Source organism: Listeria monocytogenes, from assembly GCF_013282665.1.
In the GTDB taxonomy this organism is placed as follows: Bacteria; Bacillota; Bacilli; order Lactobacillales; family Listeriaceae; genus Listeria; species Listeria monocytogenes_C.
The window spans coordinates 1,087,898-1,110,011 of sequence record NZ_CP054041.1 but is presented as its reverse complement, the minus strand read 5'-3'; the positions used below and the strand labels follow the sequence as shown (position 1 = coordinate 1,110,011).

Here is a 22,114-nt window from a genome sequence, read left to right as displayed (position 1 = left end):
ATGATGACTAATAGTTTCCTTGATGAAGTAGATAAACTAATGATGGAAAGTGAAGCAACCTTTCATTCTAATGGAACTAGAACAATGAATTTAATTCCGATTTACCAAGAGGTCTTAGGAAATGTTTTTCCTGACTCATATAAACTTTTTTTAGAAAAGTTTGGAACGTTAACTTTTAATGGTGAATCTTTTTACGGCATATCTAACAGGGGATTAAGTGCTACGTCTATCCCCGATGTTAGGTATGCAACAGAACAGGCACGGGCGCTTCAAGATATAAATAACGAGCTTATTATGATAAAAAATTCTGGATATGGTTCGATTTTCTCTATTGATACTTCAATAGTTGGAAGTGCTGGTGAAGCTGTGATAGTTGAGACACCATTAACATTTAAAAACAATGCCGAAAAGAAAATTGTTGCAGATAACTTTGCTGAATTTTTATGGACAGAAATGAGCCAATCTTTAGTATAACCAAATAATTTTTATTTAAAGTAAATTGTCAAGTAAGATTCTACTAATTCAAGCTTCTTTGCGTTGATTAGTTCACAAAATATACAATTTGCAACAACATTAAGAATGCTATAATTAGTTGAAAATCTTAATATAGGAGTGTTTTGTTTGGCACAGTTACTTTTAATAGCATTATTTATTGTCCTTATTGTATTAATGCCTAAAAACAACAAGGAAGAAAGAAAAGCAGCCCATTTATTAATTGATAAATACGATATTCAAGTGGAAAAGAAAAACAATCCAATTCGCCAAATGGCTTTGTTAGAAAAAGCGTTGGGTATTTCTACTTATAATGGTACTCGTAAGAAAATCTTGATATTCGTTGGCGCTTTCTTTTCAATAGCAGTCATTTTAGGTTATTTAGTTTACTTTTTCGCAGTAAGAGGGAATATGCCAGTTACAATCATATTAGGCATTATAATCATGCTGTATTTAATCGCTGGTACAGTAATAATGTTTGTTATGAGTATTCGTCAAGCATCTTCATTACGTACGGATGCATGGGCTAAAATCTTGCACACAATTGATCCTCAGTTCCCAATTGAATTCTTAAACGAGAAGAAATGGCAAAAAGCCTTCCTTGCTCAAATGGAAAGCATGAGCGAACAATTAGCATAAAACAATAAGCATTAGGCTCCCAGGAGTTTGTTGCTTATCTTGATGAGCGTAAAAATTTACTTTGGGTTTTATACTCGGAAACTTCCAATCCATTTGTAAATATTATGGAAGAGTGCGAAGGTATCGTAGTTGCGGAATCAAGCGCTAATTTTAAAATAAGGTTGGATGTAAACAAGCCAACTAGCTTAAGTTTAAAATAAAACAGGAAACTTCTTTAAGCCACCGTTTTCGCAAAATGGCTTTCAAAAGTTTCCTGTTTTTTAGTTAGCTATTTTTTCTAGTTACTCCTTTTATACAAGTAAGTGCAATTAAAAGAAGCACTGTGCAAAACGCTGGAAATACAAGCAGTGATCCTGAGTGTAGGATGCTAATTAAAAACGTACAAATACTGACAATGACATAGTATCCTAAGCTTAAAAAGGCACCAGCCGTACCTGCAACTTCTTGAAATTTCACTAGCGCTAAGCTCAAACAGTTTGGTAATGCCATGCCGATTCCTACCAAGATAATAGAAACGAAAAGGATATACGCTATCACTTGGATTATTAAGGGGAATGCAGAAACTATGCTAAGAGATAGAGTTCCGCCAAGTGCTAACAAAATTCCTTCTGTAATTATCTTTTGGGGAGAGTGCTGTTTTAGGCGCCGGTTGGAAAGCCACGCACCTAATATAGTTGCCGCCGCGACAGCACATCCCATAAAGCCATACTGACTCTGGCTGAAATGGAACTTTTCGATAAATATAGTTGGGGCTTCGGAATAGTAACTAAACAAAATGCCGTTAAAAATACCAATTAATACACCAAAAGCAACAGTATAGCGGTCGCACACCATTTTTTTACCAATTCCTACCATTTTCTGCGCACTGAAAGAATGAGATGTAACAATAATGGTTTCGGGTAGTCGTTTCAAACTCCAGAATAGCAGCCCCATTCCCATGATTACTAGAATTAAAAATACTACACGAAAGCCGTAATACTGTCCGACAAAACCACCAACTAATGGGCCTATTGCTGGCGAAAAGGCTAAGACAGCTGATATTTTTGCAAATAAATGATGGCGATTCGTACCGTGATAGTTGTCGCGTAAAATGGTTTGCGTAGTAACCGAGCCCGTGCTAGCGCCAAATGCTTGAATAAACCGCCCGATAAAAAGGACAGTAATACTACTAGACATAAGGCAAACCAAACAACCTATAATGTAAATAAATATCCCAAAGTTCATTGCTTTTCGTCGACCTAAAAAATCGGAACAAACGCCCCAAAAGAAGACGCCAACTGCAAAAGCAAGAAAGTAGATGCTTAAAGTCATTTGAGCTAAATTTAATGAGACGCCGTAGCTCGTAGCAATCTCAGTTAAAGAAGGCGTATAAATAGTTTCGCTAATTTGTGGAAACCCCACAAGGCAAACAAGTAATGCCAAATTGATTTTCTTTGTTTCGATGTTTTTTTCCATAAAATTCTCTCCTGAATAAGTTATTTATCTGGGAAAAAAACATCCTTCAAAGGGAAATGGTGGGACCATGATTTTAATGCGCTCGTAAAAATTCATGCAGTCACCCCTTTCTATTTTAAACGGAAGAGGTTCCGTTTTTTCGTTAAAGTTTATTGTAGTATATATGGGCGGAAAGATAAAGGGGGCGGTGGATGATTGAATAAATATACTAAAGAACTATAATTTAGCCATTTGTGATAAGAATTAAGTTATTCACTACCTTTTTGGTTATGATAAAAAATCCCAGCTACTAAACCAGCAGCTGGGATTTTTTTTATTCAAATAAGAAATCTAAAATCTTATCACCAATTTTTTTCTTCTCCCCTTGATAAGGGAAGCAGTGCATATGCATCGCGGGATTGAAATTAAGCTCGATGATAGCATGCTTATCACGGTCGATTGTTTCACGTGGAACAATTATGTCTACGCCACAAATTTTGGCGTCAAGTACTTGTGTCGCGCGAATAGCTATCTCTTTGAAGTAGTCATCCATTTCTTCGGTATAGTCAATGCTGTCGCCACCTGTGCTGACGTTGGAGTTTTCGCGAAGGTAGATGATTTCTTCTGCCTTAGGAATGCTGTCCCAAGAAAGATTTTGCATGGAAAGCATTAGCGTTTCTTCTGGACCAGTACGAATTTTTTCAAGTGGTTTCAAATGGTCTGTTCCGCGCAAAGGATCAGTGTTCTTTTCTTCAACCAGCTCGCGCACTGTATGGATTCCGTCGCCGGTTACGTTAGCGGGGACACGTTTCAGTACAGCTTCAACTTTGTCGTTAATAACTAAGAAGCGGAACTCGTCGCCAGGAATGAACTCTTCAATAATGACGGAGCTATCATAGCTAAATGCAATATTTAAAGCTTCTTGGTAATCTTCTAGCGAGAATTTGTTTTTGAAAATACTGATACCCCACCCGTAGTTGGTGGATTTTGGTTTAACAACGATTTGTTTATCCTCAAATAGAGAGAAAGCTTCTAGTGCAAGAGCTTGGTCGCTAAAACTGTCACCAAATGGAACACGAATATCATGTTCTGCAAGTACAAGTTTAGTAACTACTTTATTTTCCATCATTAAAACGGAAACGTAGTTGTCTTTGGATGTTTTGCTTGCTTGTTTTACATACTCCACATGGTCGCCTTTTTGGAAGCGAAGGAAGTTTTCGGCCCGGTCTAATACGTCGACTTTGATACCGCGCGCGATGGCGTCTTTCCAGATGATTTGGGTGGAAAGCTCCATGTCTTCTGCACCAATCAATTTATAGGCTAGAGCTTCGGTTTCTTCCATGTAAGTTTTGGCTTGGTTTAAATGAAAGTCAACGTAGCCTTCTTTTGTTACTTGTTGCATCACTTGTGCAGCAATCGTTTTTTCAGGGTGTAGTAGACGATCTTTTTGTTTTTCGATGATTGCTTGGAGCTTGGTGTCTTCTGGTTGCAAGTTTTGGATGAAGTCGCTCATCTTATTGAGCTCTATAAGTCCGGCTTCTACGACAGATATTTCTTCATTATCACAATTTTTCAGGGCAGGTTGCGCGAGACCATTAAGCGCGATATTATTTTCGTTTTCATCAGCTAATTGTTGGTTGTTGGAGCATAATTCGCGATCTTCTGAAAGCAAACCTTTAATTAAAAATAGGTGAATAAAAGCAAGCTCATCTTTTGAAATGCCATTCGGCTCTAATGGATTTAAATCAATAGAGCGAATTTCTAAATATTCCACGCCGTGCTCCGCTAAACTTTCCAATGTTTGATCGGTATGCGCGTTTTTCAAACGAATCGGATTGTAAAATTCGCGCATGCTCTCGATTTTGCCAGCTTCAATATAGTTAGAGATGCTAGAAATATAAGCGTCGAATGAATTATAATCTACGTAAAGAGATTCTTTGTTTTTATAGCCAGCATTACTATTTCGAAGAGAAATCCCATTTTGAAGCGCGCTACTACCATCCGGAAGGGATTCTTCGTGCTTCGTTTTCGTGAAATCAGCAAGGTAAACCGGGCTTGCACCAGTTAAATAAATAAGCAACCAGCGATTTTTCATAAAGTATTTTGCGACTTTTAAATAGAGACGATTTTTAAAATCTTGCTTCGATTCTTCTGGAAGGCTAATTTTATCATAAAGCCCATCAATTAAAGCTTCTGGGAATGAAAAATTATAATGAATACCAGATAATAATTGGATTTTTTTACCGTAGCCTTTTGCTAAATGCTCGCGGTATTTTCTATCCGGGCTATCGGGCGTTTTGTATTCAGCAATTGGAATATCTTCTTCTGCTGGTAAAATGGGTGGGTTGCTAGATGGCCAAAGTAGTTCGTTTTCTGAGCGCAACGAAACGATATTATGAAGATTTTCAAGCCATTCATATACCGAGTCAATCGAGTCTGTTACCGGGGTAATCATTTCAATTTGACTTTCCGAAAAATCGGTTTTGATATATGGATTATCTTCTTTTGGGCCGAAAATGGCTGGATGTGGCGTAAGAGCCAATTTTCCATCAGAAGTTACGCGAATATTTTCTTTTTCTAAACCAAAATGTCCAGAAAACAAATGCTTCCGGAGGGTTGGGTTTTCTTTAAAAGAATCGAGCATTGTCGTATCAAGTTTTATCATGTTTTCACCTCAGGGGTTTTAAATAAGTTCATATAGGGATATTTTACCGCAATATGTGAAATTAGTATAATGATTGGTTTGCAACTTTTATTCAAGAATTGGTAGAAAATTTTTAAAAATGTAGAAAAAATATGGTGGAGCTTATATAATGAGTGAAAGAGGTGGAATAATGAAAATTCGGAACTTAACTAAAAAGATGGATGATAATTTGGTTTTGAAGGATGTTTCATTTGATTTAAAAGCAGGAGAAGTAACGGCATTAATTGGTCGAAATGGTGTGGGAAAGACGACACTTTTTTCGACGATGACGGGAATTTATTTGCCGGATGAGGGCGATGTTTTCTTAGATGAAAAGAGTATTTTTAAACACCCAGAAGTGAAGCAACAGCTATTTTTCTTGGAAGATAATATGAACCATTTTAATACATATAGTGTGCAAACAGTCGTTAAGATTTATCGGCAAATTTATCCGACTTTTGATGAGGCTTTTTTTAGTGAATTAATGCAGCAATTTGAACTACCGATGAAGGCTAAGTTAATGTCTTTTTCAAAAGGACGAAAAGCGCTATTTTTTATTATTTTAGCTTTTTCGATTAATGTTCGATTTTTGCTACTGGATGAGCCAATGGACGGATTAGATATCATTATCAAAAAGCAGATTTTAGCGATAATAAAAGATACAGTGAAAAAGCGCGGAACAAGTGTTGTGATTGCATCTCATCGTTTGGAAGAACTTGAGGCGATTGCGGACCGAATAATTGTGTTAAAGGGCGCGAGTGTGGAATTTGATTATTATTTAGAAGACATGCGGACGGACGCAGTGAAAATACAAGTGGCATTCAAAACGAAGAAAATACCTGATTTTGTGAAAAATAACGCGCAATTGTTGTATCGTAATGGGCGGATTTATACGCTTCTAGTGACTGAAAATGCTAGCAGTTTTCTTGCTGAATTACGTTTAGAAGAGCCAGTTTTACTAGAAGAGATGTCGATTTCGATAGAAGACATTTTCACGGTGCATTTAGCGAATGATAAGATAGATTATTATGAGATCTAAAACAGGCAGGAGGGATGAGGCTAATTATGTTTAGTCGAGGGTTATGGTACCGAGAATGGCGTAATATGAGATGGATGCTTTTGGGTGTTATGATATTATTTTTCTTAGGAATTACTTTGGGGCTAATGTCAGATGCAGATAGATGGAACAGTCAAAAAGAGTACTATGAATCAAGTGAGTTTTTAAAGCAGCAGAAAGAAAGTCCTGAATTCAAAACTTCTGATGAAGAAATACAAGCGAGTTTGACAGTGGCTTATTTGGCGATTCCGATGTATACAAATTTTGTTCAAGATGAGTTTGTCGATTACATGCCGTTTATGTTCTATTTTCAAGTGGAAATGTTTTTTACTTTAATCAAGGTGAGTGTTTTTATTTTAGGGGTTTTGGCAGTTATTTTCGAACGTTACACAAGAGCGAATCGCTTTACGGCTTCATTACCATATAAGCGGACGCATATTGTTGGGGTTAAAATGGTGATGGGAATAGCGACGATTACACTGAGCTACCTTGTTTCAATGGGAATCGGTTTGGTGTACTTCATGTCGCACGTTCCAAAAGAATATATTCAGCTAGATGCACCGAAATTTTGGGTAGATATTATTGGTGGATTATTTACATATATTCTTATATTTTTAGTGGCTATTTTAATTGGTTTATTGATAGGTTCACCAATTGCTGCAGCTTTTGTGGCATTTGGGGTGATGTTATTACCGAGTGTTTTAAATCCTACTTTAGATAATATATATAACTTTATTTGGCCGCATGGTGGGGATAAAGGTATGTCTAATCTTTTACAATTTGAGGATTATGTTAATATATTTACTCCGTTTTCGTTTGAGTCCGCATCGATTGGGGCTGTGATTTTCAGTATAATATTAAGCATGCTTATGGTTTTGGTTATTTTAATTTTATATAAGAAACAACATATTGAGCGCAGTGGTTATTTATTTGCTTTTTCTTGGGTTAAATGGCCGTTTTTAGTCTTGTTTTCGGTGTTTGTTGGGATGGTTGTTGCCAATATGGCAGTGGCGGATACAGAGCTTGGTCTCATCGGCTATTTGTCTTGGGGAATAGGTGCAACGATTGGTAGTTTTATTTTAGCACTCTACATTTTAAACAAGATGCGTGGGCTTTTCCAATTGTCTAAAACGAATTAAAAAAATAGCTTTTTTATAGTAGGCAAGTCCGGTATAATAGAGGATAGAATGAGCGAGGGAGGATTTAGCATTGACGACAGAAACAGAAACGATTAAACCGCAATTAGCTGAATTGAAAGCTAATTTAACGAAGCGGAACTTGCAATATGTGATGGAAGTAGAAAAACATTTGCGAGAAACTCATTACGGCGCCGAACAACAAGAGATTATTGTTTATGAAATGAGTGAAAAGATTTTAGCCGAACAGAAAAAAGGCATAACAGCGAGAAAATTATTTAATTTAACACCAACAGAATATGTTGTTTCTTTAGATGTGAAAGCTGCTACAGTGGAGCAAAACACGGACAAATGGTGGTTAGTACTTGACGGCGGACTCCTTGTACTGGGAGCAATGATGCTGATTTCCGGAATTAGTGCTTATTTCCAAAAAAATGCGCAGACTTTGGGAATTATCGTATTATTAATCACGGCAGTTGTCGGTGGTTTCGCAATGCTTATCTTACGTAAATACGCATCTAACATGCGTGCGGGGCAAAAAGGTGGAACGATAAAATACTTACTAGTAGCAGTCGGAGTTATTGCCGTATGGATGTTTGTAATGACGATTGTACAAGTAACTATTCCTCCAAATATCAATGTAGCGTTAAGTCCGATTGTTAACACAGTTGGTGGTGCAATTATTATTGCCCTACGTTTCTATGTGAAGAAAAAGAAAAATATTCCATCCTTATAAGAAGATGGACACGGACAGGTGACCTAGATTGCATAATGCGAGTTGGTCGCCTGTTTTTATTTCCCGGGAAATACTGATACAGATGAGGTGAATAAACTTATGTTTTCGTATGAAGTGATTAGACAGTTTACAGAGACAGAGCATCATTTATACCGTTACATAATGGACAATCGGGACAAAGTTATGTTTATGAGAGTGCGTGAACTTTCAGAAGTGACGCATGTTTCGCCAGCTTCGATTGTTCGATTTACAAGAAAATTAGGTTGTGAAGGCTTTTCGGAATTTAAAGTAAAGCTAAAGCAAGAAGCGACACGCGAGGTAAAGAAAAAAACAGCGGATACAGTGGAAGTTTTAGAGGAATTCTTTGAACGAACAATGAACCGTGATTATGATCATGTGTTAGATGCGGCGGCGGAAATTATCAATGAAGCTGATTTAGTCGTATTTTTCGGAATTGGAACTTCAGGGATTTTGGCAGAGTATGGCAGTCGTTTTTTCTCCAATATGAAGAAGCGGACTTTTTATATTAAAGATCCATTTTATCCTAACCCGGGAGAACAATTTAAAAATAAAGCAGTGATGATTATACTATCTGTGTCTGGTGAGACGGATCAGGTGCTTGAACAGGCACAAAATATGCAGCAATATGGGAGTCGGATTATAAGTATTACTAATACAAGCCACAACACGCTTGCCGATTTATCTGATGTGAATATTCCGTACTATGTAACGCAAGAAATGGTTGATAAGACGAATATTACGACACAAATTCCTGTCCTTTTCTTACTGGAAGCAATGGCGAAGAAAAATTATAATCAAGAGCAAATAGACGAATAGAAAAGCGTGTAGGTTTCAGAGCCTACACGCTTTTCTTTAGCTTATTTTTTTGTATACATGCACGAACTCAGTGACAACTTCTCTTAATGTTTCTGTTGTGATCAGTAAGTCTTCTGCATGAATTAGCAGTAACTGAATTTCCACTTTTTCACCGGAAGCTTCTTTTTGGATTAGTTTATGGTGCTCGTGGTGTCCGTTTGCGAGTGTTTCGCTACCTTCTTGTAGTTTTGCTTCTGCTTCCTCGAAATTGCCTTCACGAGCCGCACGAAGCCCTTCTAAGTAACTGCTTCTCGCAGAACCAACTTGGCTAATCATGCCAAAGATTACTGTTTCCATTTCATTCATGTCTATTTTCCTCCTGTAAAAAGTGATACACTGCGCCGAGTAGGCCAGCTTGGTTTTTATGTGTTGCTGTTTCGATAATCGTGTCACGCAGCCCAAAGCTTTCCATATGATGCTTTAGCTCCGCGATAAAAGTAGGGCGACTTGTAATCCCGCCACCGATAAAAATATGCGTTGGATCGAACAGGTAAATTAAATTATAAAGTCCTGTACAAATCCCAGTATAAAACTCGTTAATAAGACGTTCTGACACGGCATCATGCGCGTCATAATTAGCAAAAATTTCTTCGCCAGTAATCTCTTCCAAAGGACGCCCGGTAAGTTCCGAGTATTGCCTACGAAGAACGAGCATTGTGGTTGTCTCATTTAGCGTATATTTGCCAGGACGGAAAGCCCCCGGACGTTCGCTAAACATATAACCAAACTCGCCAGCTCGGAATCGACCACCACGAACTAATGCGCCATTAGAAAAAATCCCGCCACCAATCCCTGTCCCGATTGTTAGACAAAGAAAATCATCCAAATCTTGTCCTTTACCAAGCCACTTTTCAGCGAGTAGGGCACAATTGGCATCATTTTCAATGGCAACAGGAAGGTTGGTTTCTGCTTCAAGCCATTCTTTCAAATTAAAGTTATCAAATCTACGGATAGCGCCGCCCATTGTGATAAGCCCGGTTTTTGGGTTTACATAGCCGGGTGCGCTGACAGCAATCCCTGTCACATCTGTATTTTCAGCAAGAAACAATGTCATTTCTGCTAAAATTTGGTCACCGTCGCTACCGCTGATTTCGGCTGATTTTGTTAAAATAATTTCACCATGCGGCAAAACGACCCCCATTTTAAGGGCCGTTCCACCAATATCAAATGCTGCAATTTTCATTTTGTCACATCCTATTGTTCCGTTGAGGCTGTTGCATTTTTGTCCATTGCAGCATCACTCGCGGCAATTTTGTTAGATACAAGTACGAATGGTAGATAAATGACTGTTGCGACGGCAAGACAGAGCAAGCCGACCAGAAGCGCGAGCCAGTTTCCTCCTGTACCAAGGAATGGAATCAGTGGTCCTGGAGTTGTCCAAGGCACTTGATAGGCGACAGGTGGAATAAGTTTTGTTGAGATAAAGAAGTAACCAATTAATGTATTGATTGCTGGTGTAATGATGAAAGGAATAACCATAATTGGGTTTAATACGATTGGTAAACCGAAAATTACAGGTTCGTTGATGTTGAAAATTCCTGGTGCAAGTGATAGTTTCGCGATATCACGATAGTCTGCACGACGAGAAGCGATAAAGATAGCAATCAGTAACCCTAAAGTCATACCAGATCCACCGTAGTTTGCGAATCCGTCATTTAAACCAGCCCATGTTGCTGGGTAAGGAGCTCCCCAAGCAGAACCGTGTTGTGCTACGTAAGATAAGTTGTCTAAGTTTGGCTCAGTGAAGATGGTGTCACGAATAGCCGCAACTGTGTTAGGTCCGTGAATACCAAGAACCCAAAGTAAGTTAGAAACAAGCCCGATGATAATTACAGAGAATACGTTAGTTCCCATGTCTTTAAGTGGCGCTTGAATAACTGTGTAAACAAGGTCGTTTAAACCTTCTGGAGCGATTAAAGTGATTAAGTAGTTAATAACAGAGAAAAGAATCGTGATGATGATAACTGGAATTAATACTTTGAAAGAACGAGAAACTGCTGGTGGTACTTGGTCAGGCATCTTGATCATTAAACGAGGGGATCTAGCTAGGCGGCTAAATACTTCCCCGGTAATAATTGCTACGATAATAGCAACGAAAAGCCCTTGTGCGCCTAAGAATTTGATTGTCATGTAAGATGCGTTGTCCACTACTGTGTAAGGTGTATAAACGATAAAGAATGCACCTATCGAGGTAAGTCCACAGAGCAAATCATCCTGTTTAAAGAAGATGGCGAGGTTCCGTGCGACTAAGAATACAATCAGAATCGCCATAATATTGGTCGAGCCTTGCATTACCGGCGAAAATACAGCCTGTGCATCTGCTAAATTAGGGAAGATTTTCCCTAGGAATAAGATTTTTGCAATAAAGCCGTCCGGTGATAATACTGCGAAGTTAATCAAAGTGATAATTGAACCAGCCATAATTAATGGGAAAACTAAAATAAATGCATCACGAATTGCTGCAATATGGCGCTGCGAGTTCAATTTATTCGCAACTGGTACTAAAACACGTTCCATGCCGTGTTCAAATTTTGACATTATACTCATTTTAAAACCTCCCTATTTTAAATGAAACTCCCTTAACCAATCTCTGCGAAAGCTTTTTCAAGAACGGCTTTCCCATTTAACATACCATAGTCTTTCATATCAATAACAATAACAGGAATACGACCCTGTACAAGTTCATCTACTTGCGGTTTTTGGTAGCGGACTTGAGGTCCAAGCATCACGATATCCATTTTGTCCACAACGCTACTAGCTTCTGATACTGGTAATGCTTCAATTTCAATTTCTTCCCCAATAGAGGTTGCGTGCGCTTTCATTTTAGTAACGAGTAAGCTTGTCGACATTCCGGCCGCACATACAAGTAATATTTTTTTCATTAAAATTTCCCTCCCAAAATGGTTGAAGCAGAGAGAACAAGGCTTATTTGCCCTGTTCTTCTACTAAATTAGCTCCGTTTGCTTCGATGGTCTTTTTATACCAGTAAAAACTATCTTTTTTATAGCGTTTTAATTCTTTTTCATCGTTTTCGTCGCGGTCCACATATACGAAACCGTAACGTTTTTGGTAGCCGTTTAGCCAGCTTAGTAAATCTGTGAAGCTCCAAGTGCAGTAACCAAGCATTTCTACACCATCCGTGATTGCTTCTTGGATTGCTAGAGCATGTGCGCGAATGTATTCAATTCGGTAGTCATCATGGATTTTGTGGTCTTCCGTCAAGCTGTCATACTCACCAAGACCATTTTCTGTAATCATGATTGGTAATTTATAGCGGTTAGTGATTCTACGTAAGCCAATGCGCAAGCCAGTTGGATCAATATCCCAGTCCCAATTCGTTTTCTCTAAGTAAGGGTTGTTGGTGTTTTTGTATAACCCCGGTACACCAGTTTCCTCGGAAGTGCCTTTTTCGCCAGTTGTGTTCATTTTCCCAGAACCAACGCCGTCTTTCCCATTAAATGCATGAGTCATTGAGCGGTAATAGTTAACTCCCATGAAATCAGGTTTTCCTTTTTTCAGAAGCTCCGTATCGCCTGGTAAGATTTCCGGTGCAAGACCGTGCTCTTCCAGCCAGTTCCAAGTAGCAGTCGGATATTCACCCCATGTGTAAACATCCATCCAGAAATGGGCATTGAATTCTTCGGAGTTTTCAGAAGCTAACACGTTTGCTGGGTTGGCATCGATGGAGTAACTTGGTCCGTAAGCGAAACTTGGTCCAATTTTTCCAGATGTACCTAGTTCACGGAATTTAGCAATTGCAGAAGCATTCGCCAAGTTCGCATTGTGATTTGCCGCAAACATACGCTTGTCGTCAGAAACGCCAGGTGGGTGATACGCCAATTTGTAACCGTGTGAGATAAATACGTTTTGTTCATTAAGTGTTACCCAGTATTTAACTCTTCCGTTAAAGCGTTCGAATAGAAGGGCAGCGTAGTTAGTGAAATCTTCTACAACTTTGCGCGACTCCCATCCACCGTATTCGTCTTGAAGCCCTTGCGGAATATCCCAGTGATAAAGCGTAACGACTGGCTCAATTCCATAAGAAAGAAGTTCATCAATCAAATTATCATAGAATTTAAGTCCTGCTTCGTTAACTTCCCCGTTACCATGCGGGATAACGCGACTCCATGCGACAGAGAAACGATATGCTTTTAAGCCCTGTTCAGCCATTAGCGCGACATCTTCTTTATAACGATGGTAATTGTCCACCGCTACATCTCCGTTTGTTTCTTTGAATGTTGTTCCAGGAATACGAACAAATTCATCCCATACAGATGGTCCTTTGCCATCTTCATCCCAGGCACCTTCTACTTGGTACGCTGCAGAAGCTGATCCCCATAGAAAATCTTTTGGGAAAGGTTTCAACTTATTATGTTCCATTATGGCACCTCCAAAAATTATGTGCGATTAGTCTGTTTTAGTTTTGCTTGCCTTATTAATGTAAACGGTTTCGACTAATTGGTAAATAGATTTTGGTGCTTTGGGTTCGTGTTTCATATCAATGGTAAAAGTTTCTGAGTTGAAACGCTGTGTTTCGTGCATGTGATTGGAAGAGCAATTGACATTTGGGACAGCATCCCTTATTCTATATGTATTAATGAAAAGAGGTGAGATGACATGTTTCTTTTGAATGCACGAACTAGTATAGCTAAATTTTTGTATATTGTCCGTGCAATTTTTTCCGGTATTGCAGTTACATTGGTGAAGTCTGCCCAAAAAACTGTATAGCTAGAAAAAATGAGAGAAGCATGGAGTCACGCAATCGGTTTGTATAGTGCTAAATTAGTATTATACTTATAATTGGCGTCGGGCGCTTGTCTGACGCTTTTTTGTTGTCTAAAAATGTTTCACGTGAAACACTTTGCCATGCTTCCTTGGATAAATGGAGGATAAAATGACAATAGTAGCAATGAATGATGTAGTTAAAAGTTTTACCGGAGATATTATTTTAGAGAAAGTATCGCTTCAGTTACAAGAAGGTGAGCGCGTCGGTTTAATCGGGCGAAATGGTGAAGGGAAAAGTACTATTTTGAAGATTTTAAAAGGAACTGAGGGCGTTGATAGCGGGGTTGTAACGAGCAAAAAGGGTGCTAAAATTGGACTTTTGGAGCAATTATCTACGGTGGATCCTAATATAATAGTAGAAGAATATTTGCGGACGAGTTTTGGCGAGTTAGAGGAGTTAGAAAAAGAATTACGAGCATTAGAAGGAGAAATGGCAACAAATTCAAGCGAAAAATTAATGAACCGCTACGGAGATAAAATGGCTTTATTTGGCGAGCTTGGCGGCTATGAGATGGATGCCAATTTGAATAAAGTAGTGAATGGGCTTGGTATTGGATTGTTACTTTCGCAACGATGGGGGGACTTGAGCGGTGGCGAGAAGACTAAGGCTGCATTAGCGCATTTATTATTACAGAAAACAGATTTATTACTCTTAGATGAACCTACGAACCACTTAGATTTGATGGCGGTAGAATGGTTGACCTCATTTTTACAACATTATTCAGGAACCGTATTAGTTGTATCTCATGATCGCTACTTTTTAGATGAAGTAGTCGGGAAAATGGTGGAGCTTGAGAACCGCGAATTAATAGTTTATCATACGAATTTTTCTGGATATTTGAAAGAACGAGAAGAACGGCTATTGCGGGAATTCCAAGATTACAAAGACCAACAAAAGAAAATCAAAAAGATGCAGCAAGCCATCAAACGATTGCGCCAGTGGGCAATGCAAGCCAATCCACCGAATGACGCCATGTTCCGCCGGGCGAAAAACATGGAACGAGCATTAGAACGGATGGAAAAAGTAAAGCGTCCAGTGTTAACGCAAAAACAAATGCAATTACAATTCGATGAAGCTGGTCGAAGTGGACAAGAAGTTGTGGTTATGGAAAACTTAAGCAAGTCATTTAGCGAAAAGATAATCGTACAAGATGCTTCCTTGCAAATTAGACAAGGAGAACGAGTAGCGATTATTGGTGAAAATGGCGCCGGGAAATCCACTTTGCTTAAAATAATGCAAGGGGAAGTTGTTCCAGATGGCGGGAACATTAAAATCGGCGCGAGTGTTAAAATCGCTTCGCTTTCTCAGCAAATGGAAGAGCTGAATGAAGAGGTAACCGTGTTGGACGCGTTTCGGGATAAGGTTGCTGTTACAGAAGGAGAAGCACGGCAGATGCTAGCAGGATTCATGTTTTATGGGGAGATGGTTTTCCGAAAAGTAGGCAATATTAGCGGTGGCGAAAGAATGCGGCTTAGGTTGGCTCAATTTATTAATATGCCAGTGAATACGCTGATTCTCGATGAACCTACTAACCATTTGGATATCGCCTCGCGGGAAATCTTAGAAGAAGCAATCCGAGCGTTTAGCGGTACAATTATTACCGTATCGCACGATCGCTATTTTGTTGATCAACTTTGCTCTAAAGTAATTTGGCTGGAGAATAAACAATTAACCGTTTATGAAGGTAATTATAGTTATGCAACCAGTAAACGAAGATAATCGCCGTGCTGGAAATCCCTTTCAAAATAAATTAGAATGAAGAAAAGAGGTGATGGTATGGAAATAATAGTTGTAAAAGGTGATATTACAGAACAAGATGTAGACGTTATTGTGAATGCTGCTAATCCCGGACTTTTAGGTGGCGGTGGTGTGGACGGGGCTATCCATCAAGCGGCGGGTCCGGATTTGTTAAAAGAATGCCAAGCGGTTATTAATCGCATCGGCTCATGCCCAGCAGGTGAGGCGGTCATTACGTCTGCCGGTGATTTAAAAGCAAATTACATTATCCATGCAGTGGGTCCGATTTGGAAAGATGGAGAGCATCAAGAAGCGAATAAACTGGCATCTTGTTATTGGAAAGCGCTAGATTTAGCGGCTGGAAAAGATTTAATTTCGATTGCTTTTCCTAATATTTCTACTGGTGTATATCGCTTTCCTAAAAAACTAGCAGCGGAAGTAGCGCTGTATACTGTTCGTAAATGGGCGGAAGAAGAGTATGATGCGAGCATTAAAGAAATACGCTTTGTTTGTTTCGATGAAGAAAATTTCAACTTATACAACAAATTAATAAATAGCGAAGTCGCTTAAGATAACAATCTTAGGCGGCTTTTTCAAATGTTTCACGTGAAACATTTTTTACTATATTTTCTGAATAAAACAACAACGGAAAACCTTCTTGACATAGCTCCTAGCTTCTTGTAACATCATATTCAATAACTAAAAATATACATTGGCTATTTCAGCATGATTATAGAAGACAAGTCGCATGATGTGGATATTTTCCACCATTTTTTCTTTATGAAAATAAGGATAAGATGATGCGTTTTTTCTATATAAAAAAGCGAGTACCAATAAAAAAGGAGTGTTTGCGACCCATGTGGGAAACAAAATTTGCAAAAGAAGGCTTAACATTTGATGATGTTTTACTTGTTCCAGCGAAATCGGACGTATTACCAAATGATGTAGATTTAAGTGTAGAAATGGCTCCATCACTCAAATTAAATGTACCAATTTGGAGTGCAGGAATGGATACGATTACGGAAGCCAAAATGGCGATTGCAATTGCGCGCCAAGGTGGAATCGGTGTTGTTCATAAGAATATGAGTATCGAACAACAAGCAGAAGAAATCGAAAAGGTGAAGCGTTCAGAAAGTGGCGTTATTATTGATCCATTTTATCTGACTCCTGATCACCAAGTTTTTGCTGCAGAGCATTTGATGGGTAAATATCGTATCTCAGGTGTTCCCATTGTAAACAACGAGAAGGAGCGCAAACTAGTTGGGATTTTAACTAACCGTGATTTACGCTTTATTTCCGATTACTCTACAGTAATTAAAGATGTTATGACAAAGGAAAACCTAGTGACAGCACCTGTTGGAACTACGCTAAAACAAGCTGAGCAGATTCTGCAAAAACATCGCATCGAGAAATTGCCACTTGTTGATGAAGCAGGCATTCTAAAAGGGCTTATCACTATTAAAGATATTGAAAAAGTAATTGAATTCCCGAACTCTGCTAAAGACAAGCATGGTAGACTACTTGCCGCAGCAGCTGTTGGAATTACGAATGATACATTTGTGCGCGTAGAGAAGTTAATCGAGGCTGGTGTGGATGCGATTGTTATTGATACTGCGCACGGACATTCAGCGGGGGTTATTAATAAAATTTCTGAAATTCGCCAAACATTCAAAGATGTAGTGATTGTTGCCGGAAACGTTGCAACAGCTGAAGGAGCACGTGCTCTTTTTGAAGTTGGCGTTGATATCGTCAAAGTTGGGATTGGTCCTGGATCCATCTGTACAACACGTGTAGTTGCAGGTGTTGGGGTTCCGCAAATCACAGCTATTTATGATTGTGCGACGGTTGCACGTGAATTTGGTAAAACAATTATCGCGGATGGTGGCATTAAATACTCCGGTGATATCGTGAAAGCTCTAGCTGCTGGAGGAAATGCGGTTATGCTAGGAAGTATGCTTGCTGGAACAGACGAAAGCCCTGGTGAAACAGAAATTTTCCAAGGTCGTCAATTTAAAACTTACCGTGGTATGGGTAGTCTGGCAGCGATGGAGCACGGTTCAAAAGATCGTTATTTCCAAGCAGATGCGAAAAAACTGGTTCCTGAAGGTATTGAAGGTCGCGTTCCTTACAAAGGCTCCGTTGCTGATATTATCTTCCAATTAGTTGGCGGTATTCGTTCAGGTATGGGTTACACTGGCTCTCCTGATTTAAGACATCTTCGCGAAGAAGCGGCATTCGTTCGTATGACTGGCGCTGGACTCCGTGAAAGCCACCCACATGATATTCAAATTACAAAAGAAGCACCGAACTATAGCATTTCTTAAGGTCGAAAAAGCAGAAATCTCTTCCAAAAGAGGTTTCTGCTTTTTTATTTCTACTATAAAAATAAGAAAACTGCGTGAAAACACGAATTTCTCCAAAAAGCTTCAATTAAAGTTATAAAACCGCTATACTGTTTCTATAGAGGAGGCGTGAAAAAGATAATGATAGAACAAGCAAGAGCTATTTTACAGCAAAATTTTGGTTATCAAGATTTTCGGGATGGACAAGTAGATGTCATTTCGAAACTTTGCGCGGGAGAAGATACGCTCGCAATCATGCCAACGGGTGGCGGAAAGTCACTTTGTTACCAAATTCCAGCACTTCTTTTTGACGGTTTGACCATTGTTGTTTCTCCACTAATTTCACTTATGAAGGATCAAGTAGATGCGCTAGTCTCAGAGGGGATTGCAGCTACTTTTATTAATAGTACACTGACTAATAGAGAAATAGATATTCGACTGGATGCTGCATTCTCAGGTGAGTTAAAAATGCTTTACATTGCTCCAGAACGGATTGAAACGCCAGGTTTTCAGCGTTTAATTGAGCAAGTACCTATTTCATTATTTGCGATAGATGAGGCGCACTGTATTTCGCAGTGGGGTCATGATTTTCGGCCTAGCTATTTGACGCTGTGTGATAGTTTGGATAAAATGACCAAGCGTCCGCTCATTATTGCACTTACTGCTACAGCGACGCAGGCAGTTTCAGACGATATTTGCCGGTTGCTAAAAATAGGAGCAGATTCGGTCGTTAAAACTGGATTTTCCAGAGATAATTTGGCTTTCCAAGTAGTGAAAGGGCAAGATAAAGATAAGTATTTGATTGATTATTTAACAAAAAATGCGACTGAATCCGGAATTGTTTATGCTTCGACTCGGAAAGAAGTGGAGCGACTGCACAGTTTCTTGCTAAAAAAAGGCGTCGAATCCGGTATGTATCATGGCGGAATGACCGATTTAGCACGAAAAGACTGGCAAGAGAAGTTTCTATACGATGATATTCGAGTGATTGTGGCAACGAATGCGTTTGGAATGGGAATTAATAAATCTAATGTGCGTTTTGTTATTCATTATAATATTCCACGCAATATCGAAGCGTACTATCAAGAAGCTGGTCGGGCTGGTCGAGACGGTGTTCCAAGTGATTGTATTTTGTTGTTTTCCCCCCAAGATAGCCGCATCCAGCAGTTTTTAATTGAACAATCCGAAATGGATGATGAGCGCAAACAAAATGAGTTCGCCAAGCTACGCCAAATGACAGGGTATGGTTATACGGAAATTTGTTTGCAGAAATACATCGTGCAGTATTTTGGAGACGACGAGGAAAACTGCGAGAAATGTAGTAATTGCTTAGATACTAGGGAAGCCGCGGACGTTACAATCTTAGCGCAACAAGTTTTTTCTTGTATAAAAAGAATGGGTGAGCGTTTTGGGAAAGTATTAATTGCCAAGGTTTTGACAGGTTCTGCTGACCAGAAAGTGAAAGATTGGCGCTTTGATGAACTCAGTACTTATGGATTGATGAAAGATGCTTCCCAAAAAGATGTGTTACAACTAATTGATTATCTTACAGCAGAAAAATATTTACAACCAACTGATAGCCAGTTTCCTTCTTTAAAACTGACGGATAGAGCCGTTTCGGTTTTACGAGGCGAGCTAAAAGTGGAAAGAAAACAAGCGAAACGGGCTGAAAAAGTTAAAATAGATGTAAATAGTGACCTTTTCGAAAAATTGCGGGAAGTGCGGCGGGAACTGGCAGCAAAACACAAAGTGCCGCCATATATCATTTTTTCAGATGAAACGTTGCGTGAAATGTGTGCATATATGCCGCAAACGGAAGATGCACTGCTTGAAGTCAAAGGTATTGGTGCAATGAAACGCGATAAATACGGTGCAGAATTCTTGGCTGTACTGCAACAAGAAGCATCAAAATAAGATAGAAGAGAGGGTTTTGACAGATGACAAAAATATTAGTACTGGCAGAGAAACCGTCTGTCGGTAAAGATATCGGCCGGGTACTCGGGGCTAAACAAGGTAAGAACGGCTATTTAGAAGGTGGAAAATATGTAGTAACTTGGGCGCTTGGGCACCTTGTAACACTGGCTGACCCTGAGCGCTACGATTCGAAGTATAAAAGCTGGAATATGGAAGATTTACCAATGCTTCCTGAGAAAATGAAACTAGAACCAATTAAGCAAACAAGAAAACAATATGAAACGGTTAAGAAGTTAATGAACCGTACAGATATAACTACAATCGTTATTGCAACAGATGCAGGAAGAGAGGGAGAACTTGTAGCTCGCTGGATTATTGATTATGCCAAAATCAAGAAGCCTCTAAAAAGACTATGGATCTCCTCTGTAACGGATAAAGCGATACGTGAAGGCTTCGAACACTTAAAACCAGGGAAAGCTTATGAAAATCTGTATCACTCTGCAGTCGCTCGTTCTGAAGCTGACTGGGTGGTAGGAATCAATGCTACGCGTGCGTTGACAACGAAATATAACGCACAACTTTCCTGTGGCCGAGTGCAAACGCCAACCCTTGCAATGATTCAACATCGTGAGGAAGAAATTCGTAATTTTAAACCGCGTGAATACTACGGAATTACCGCGCTAACCGAACAAGAAAGTTTCACGTGGAACAATGGGCAAACTTTTGATAAAACTTTAGCAGAAAAACTAGTAAAGTCCTTACAAGGGAAAAATGCGGTAATCACAGATGTTTCTATGAGAGAAAAGAAAAATTTCTCACCAGGTTTATATGATTTAACCGAATTACAACGCGATGCGAATAATAGATATGATTTTTCGGCGAAAGAAACGCTTAATATTATGCAAACATTATACGAGCGCCACAAAGTATTAACGTATCCACGAACAGATTCGCGCTTTATTTCAACGGACATTGTCCCAACGCTAAAAGAACGTTTAGCGGCCTGCGGTGTGGGTGAAAATGCAAAAGCTGCTCGCCAAATCAGCGGAAAACCAATCAAAGCGAACAAGTCATTTGTAGATAACAGCAAAGTAAGCGACCATCACGCAATTATTCCGACCGAGCAACCCGTTTCTCTCGGAGATTTAAGCGATAAAGAACGGAAAATTTATGACCTTGTAGTCAAACGCTTTTTAGCAGTACTTTCAGACCCATATATTTATGAAGAAACCTCTGTTAAAGCCAAAATCGACCAAGAAGAATTCACTTTAAAAGGTAAAGTTGTTAAATCGCTTGGTTGGAAAAGTATTTACGGAGAGTCGCGCGAACCAGATCAGTTAACTAAAATGAAAAAAGGCGACACAATCCCAGTTAAACGAATCAATTTAGAGACAGGAAAAACAAAACCGCCAGCGAGATTCAATGAGGCAACCTTACTTTCAGCCATGGAAAACCCGTCCAAATACATGGAAACAACAAGCAAGGCACTCGCCAAAACACTAGGTGAGACAGGTGGACTTGGAACCGTTGCAACTCGTGCGGACATCATTGAAAAACTTTTCAATAGTTTCTCCCTAGAAAAACAAGGCAAGGACATTCAAATTACTTCAAAAGGACGTCAATTGCTAGAATTAGTCCCCGAAGATTTGAAATCCCCAGAACTAACGGCGCGTTGGGAACAAAAATTATCTAAAATCGCAAAAGGCGAACTAGATTATCGTAAATTCACTGCAGAAATGCGCGACTATGCAAAAAAAGCAGTAACTGAAATTAAACAAAACGATAAAAAATTCCGTCACGATAACATTACTTCACAAAAATGCCCAGACTGCGGAAAGCCGATGCTAAAAGTGAAAGGCAAACGTGGTACGATGCTCGTTTGTCAGGACCGTGAATGCGGTCATCGTGAATCTGTTTCAAGAACGACGAATGCTCGTTGCCCTAATTGTCATAAACGAATGGAAATGCGCGGCGAAGGTGATAAACAAATTTTTGTATGTGTTTGTGGACACCGGGAGAAACTATCTGCCTTCCAACAGCGGCGTGACAAACAGAAAAACAAAAACGTATCCAAAACAGATGTAGCTAAATTTATGAAAAAACAAAACAAACAAGAAGATGAGCCATTTAACAATCCAATGGCTGAAGCGCTTGCTAAATTAAAGCTAGATAAATAAGAACGGACAAAGCGACCCACTCATATTGAGTGGGTCGCTTTGTTTGACATAGTCTGTTGTATACGAAACAATAAAAGAGCAATCAATACTGAAAAGGAGATGTTT

At 39.2% G+C, this 22,114-nt stretch carries 19 protein-coding genes; 11 read left to right on the top strand and 8 right to left on the bottom strand.

Going from position 1 to position 22,114, the window contains the following annotated elements:
• Together HRK21_RS05640 and HRK21_RS05635 are read left to right on the top strand one after the other, a co-directional pair.
• The gene (locus tag HRK21_RS05640; RefSeq protein WP_070006481.1) at positions 1–474 is read left to right on the top strand and encodes an SMI1/KNR4 family protein; all 474 of its coding nucleotides are present in this window, start codon (positions 1–3) and stop codon (positions 472–474) included.
• A gap of 147 nt (positions 475–621) precedes the next feature.
• A complete protein-coding gene (locus HRK21_RS05635; RefSeq protein ID WP_003739972.1) occupies positions 622–1,131 on the top strand; it encodes a hypothetical protein in 510 nt (169 codons plus the stop codon).
• 264 nt (positions 1,132–1,395) lie between these two features.
• On the opposite strand, the gene HRK21_RS05630 is transcribed toward HRK21_RS05635, so the two are convergent.
• Positions 1,396–2,586, bottom strand: coding sequence for a multidrug effflux MFS transporter (locus HRK21_RS05630; protein WP_070006482.1), 1,191 nt, complete (start codon positions 2,584–2,586; stop codon positions 1,396–1,398).
• Between the two features lie 313 nt (positions 2,587–2,899).
• Positions 2,900–5,230 carry a bifunctional glutamate--cysteine ligase GshA/glutathione synthetase GshB gene (gene gshAB / locus HRK21_RS05625; protein WP_069887476.1) on the bottom strand — a complete coding sequence of 777 codons (2,331 nt, stop codon included), beginning with the start codon at positions 5,228–5,230 and terminating at the stop codon, positions 2,900–2,902.
• Positions 5,231–5,399: 169 nt separating this feature from the next.
• On the opposite strand from gshAB, the gene HRK21_RS05620 reads away from it, so the two are divergent.
• The 4 genes from HRK21_RS05620 (at position 5,400) to HRK21_RS05605 (ending at position 9,014) form a co-directional block, all read left to right on the top strand.
• The gene (locus HRK21_RS05620) at positions 5,400–6,287 is read left to right on the top strand and encodes an ATP-binding cassette domain-containing protein (RefSeq protein ID WP_069887475.1); all 888 of its coding nucleotides are present in this window, start codon (positions 5,400–5,402) and stop codon (positions 6,285–6,287) included.
• Positions 6,288–6,313: 26 nt separating this feature from the next.
• Positions 6,314–7,444, top strand: coding sequence for an ABC transporter permease (locus HRK21_RS05615; RefSeq protein WP_069887474.1), 1,131 nt, complete (start codon positions 6,314–6,316; stop codon positions 7,442–7,444).
• Between the two features lie 70 nt (positions 7,445–7,514).
• Positions 7,515–8,177 (top strand): DUF1129 domain-containing protein, encoded by a 663-nt coding sequence (locus tag HRK21_RS05610; RefSeq protein ID WP_003739959.1) that lies wholly within the window; start codon positions 7,515–7,517, stop codon positions 8,175–8,177.
• A 99-nt stretch (positions 8,178–8,276) separates the two neighbouring features.
• Positions 8,277–9,014: a MurR/RpiR family transcriptional regulator gene (locus tag HRK21_RS05605; protein ID WP_003739958.1), complete on the top strand. Its 738-nt coding sequence runs from the start codon at positions 8,277–8,279 to the stop codon at positions 9,012–9,014.
• 36 nt (positions 9,015–9,050) lie between these two features.
• Here the strand turns inward: HRK21_RS05605 and HRK21_RS05600 are convergent, their stop codons facing one another.
• Genes HRK21_RS05600 through HRK21_RS05575 form a run of 6 tightly spaced genes read right to left on the bottom strand, consistent with a single transcriptional unit; the run spans position 9,051 to position 13,769 of the window.
• Positions 9,051–9,359, bottom strand: a complete 309-nt coding sequence (locus HRK21_RS05600) for a PTS sugar transporter subunit IIA (protein ID WP_003725346.1) — start codon at positions 9,357–9,359, stop codon at positions 9,051–9,053.
• Positions 9,352–10,236 carry a beta-glucoside kinase gene (gene bglK, locus HRK21_RS05595; RefSeq protein ID WP_003739957.1) on the bottom strand — a complete coding sequence of 295 codons (885 nt, stop codon included), beginning with the start codon at positions 10,234–10,236 and terminating at the stop codon, positions 9,352–9,354. Before bglK ends, HRK21_RS05600 begins: the two co-directional genes overlap by 8 nt.
• An 11-nt stretch (positions 10,237–10,247) precedes the next feature.
• Positions 10,248–11,600 carry a PTS sugar transporter subunit IIC gene (locus tag HRK21_RS05590; RefSeq protein WP_070006483.1) on the bottom strand — a complete coding sequence of 451 codons (1,353 nt, stop codon included), beginning with the start codon at positions 11,598–11,600 and terminating at the stop codon, positions 10,248–10,250.
• Between the two features lie 32 nt (positions 11,601–11,632).
• Positions 11,633–11,935, bottom strand: coding sequence for a PTS sugar transporter subunit IIB (locus tag HRK21_RS05585; protein WP_003725315.1), 303 nt, complete (start codon positions 11,933–11,935; stop codon positions 11,633–11,635).
• A gap of 43 nt (positions 11,936–11,978) precedes the next feature.
• Positions 11,979–13,433 (bottom strand): glycoside hydrolase family 1 protein, encoded by a 1,455-nt coding sequence (locus tag HRK21_RS05580; protein WP_070006484.1) that lies wholly within the window; start codon positions 13,431–13,433, stop codon positions 11,979–11,981.
• A gap of 27 nt (positions 13,434–13,460) precedes the next feature.
• Positions 13,461–13,769: a hypothetical protein gene (locus HRK21_RS05575; RefSeq protein ID WP_077952747.1), complete on the bottom strand. Its 309-nt coding sequence runs from the start codon at positions 13,767–13,769 to the stop codon at positions 13,461–13,463.
• A 178-nt stretch (positions 13,770–13,947) separates the two neighbouring features.
• On the opposite strand from HRK21_RS05575, the gene abc-f reads away from it, so the two are divergent.
• The 5 genes from abc-f (at position 13,948) to HRK21_RS05550 (ending at position 22,009) form a co-directional block, all read left to right on the top strand.
• Positions 13,948–15,558, top strand: a complete 1,611-nt coding sequence (gene abc-f / locus HRK21_RS05570) for a ribosomal protection-like ABC-F family protein (protein ID WP_070006485.1) — start codon at positions 13,948–13,950, stop codon at positions 15,556–15,558.
• A 57-nt stretch (positions 15,559–15,615) separates the two neighbouring features.
• On the top strand, positions 15,616–16,146 hold the full coding sequence (locus HRK21_RS05565; RefSeq protein ID WP_003739953.1) for an ADP-ribose-binding protein: 531 nt from the start codon (positions 15,616–15,618) through the stop codon (positions 16,144–16,146).
• 287 nt (positions 16,147–16,433) lie between these two features.
• Positions 16,434–17,900 carry an IMP dehydrogenase gene (gene guaB / locus HRK21_RS05560; protein ID WP_003722118.1) on the top strand — a complete coding sequence of 489 codons (1,467 nt, stop codon included), beginning with the start codon at positions 16,434–16,436 and terminating at the stop codon, positions 17,898–17,900.
• A gap of 159 nt (positions 17,901–18,059) precedes the next feature.
• Positions 18,060–19,832: a DNA helicase RecQ gene (gene recQ, locus HRK21_RS05555; protein WP_070006486.1), complete on the top strand. Its 1,773-nt coding sequence runs from the start codon at positions 18,060–18,062 to the stop codon at positions 19,830–19,832.
• 23 nt (positions 19,833–19,855) lie between these two features.
• Complete coding sequence (locus HRK21_RS05550; RefSeq protein ID WP_070006487.1) at positions 19,856–22,009, top strand: DNA topoisomerase III; 2,154 nt, start codon at positions 19,856–19,858, stop codon at positions 22,007–22,009.
• Positions 22,010–22,114 lie beyond the last annotated feature (105 nt).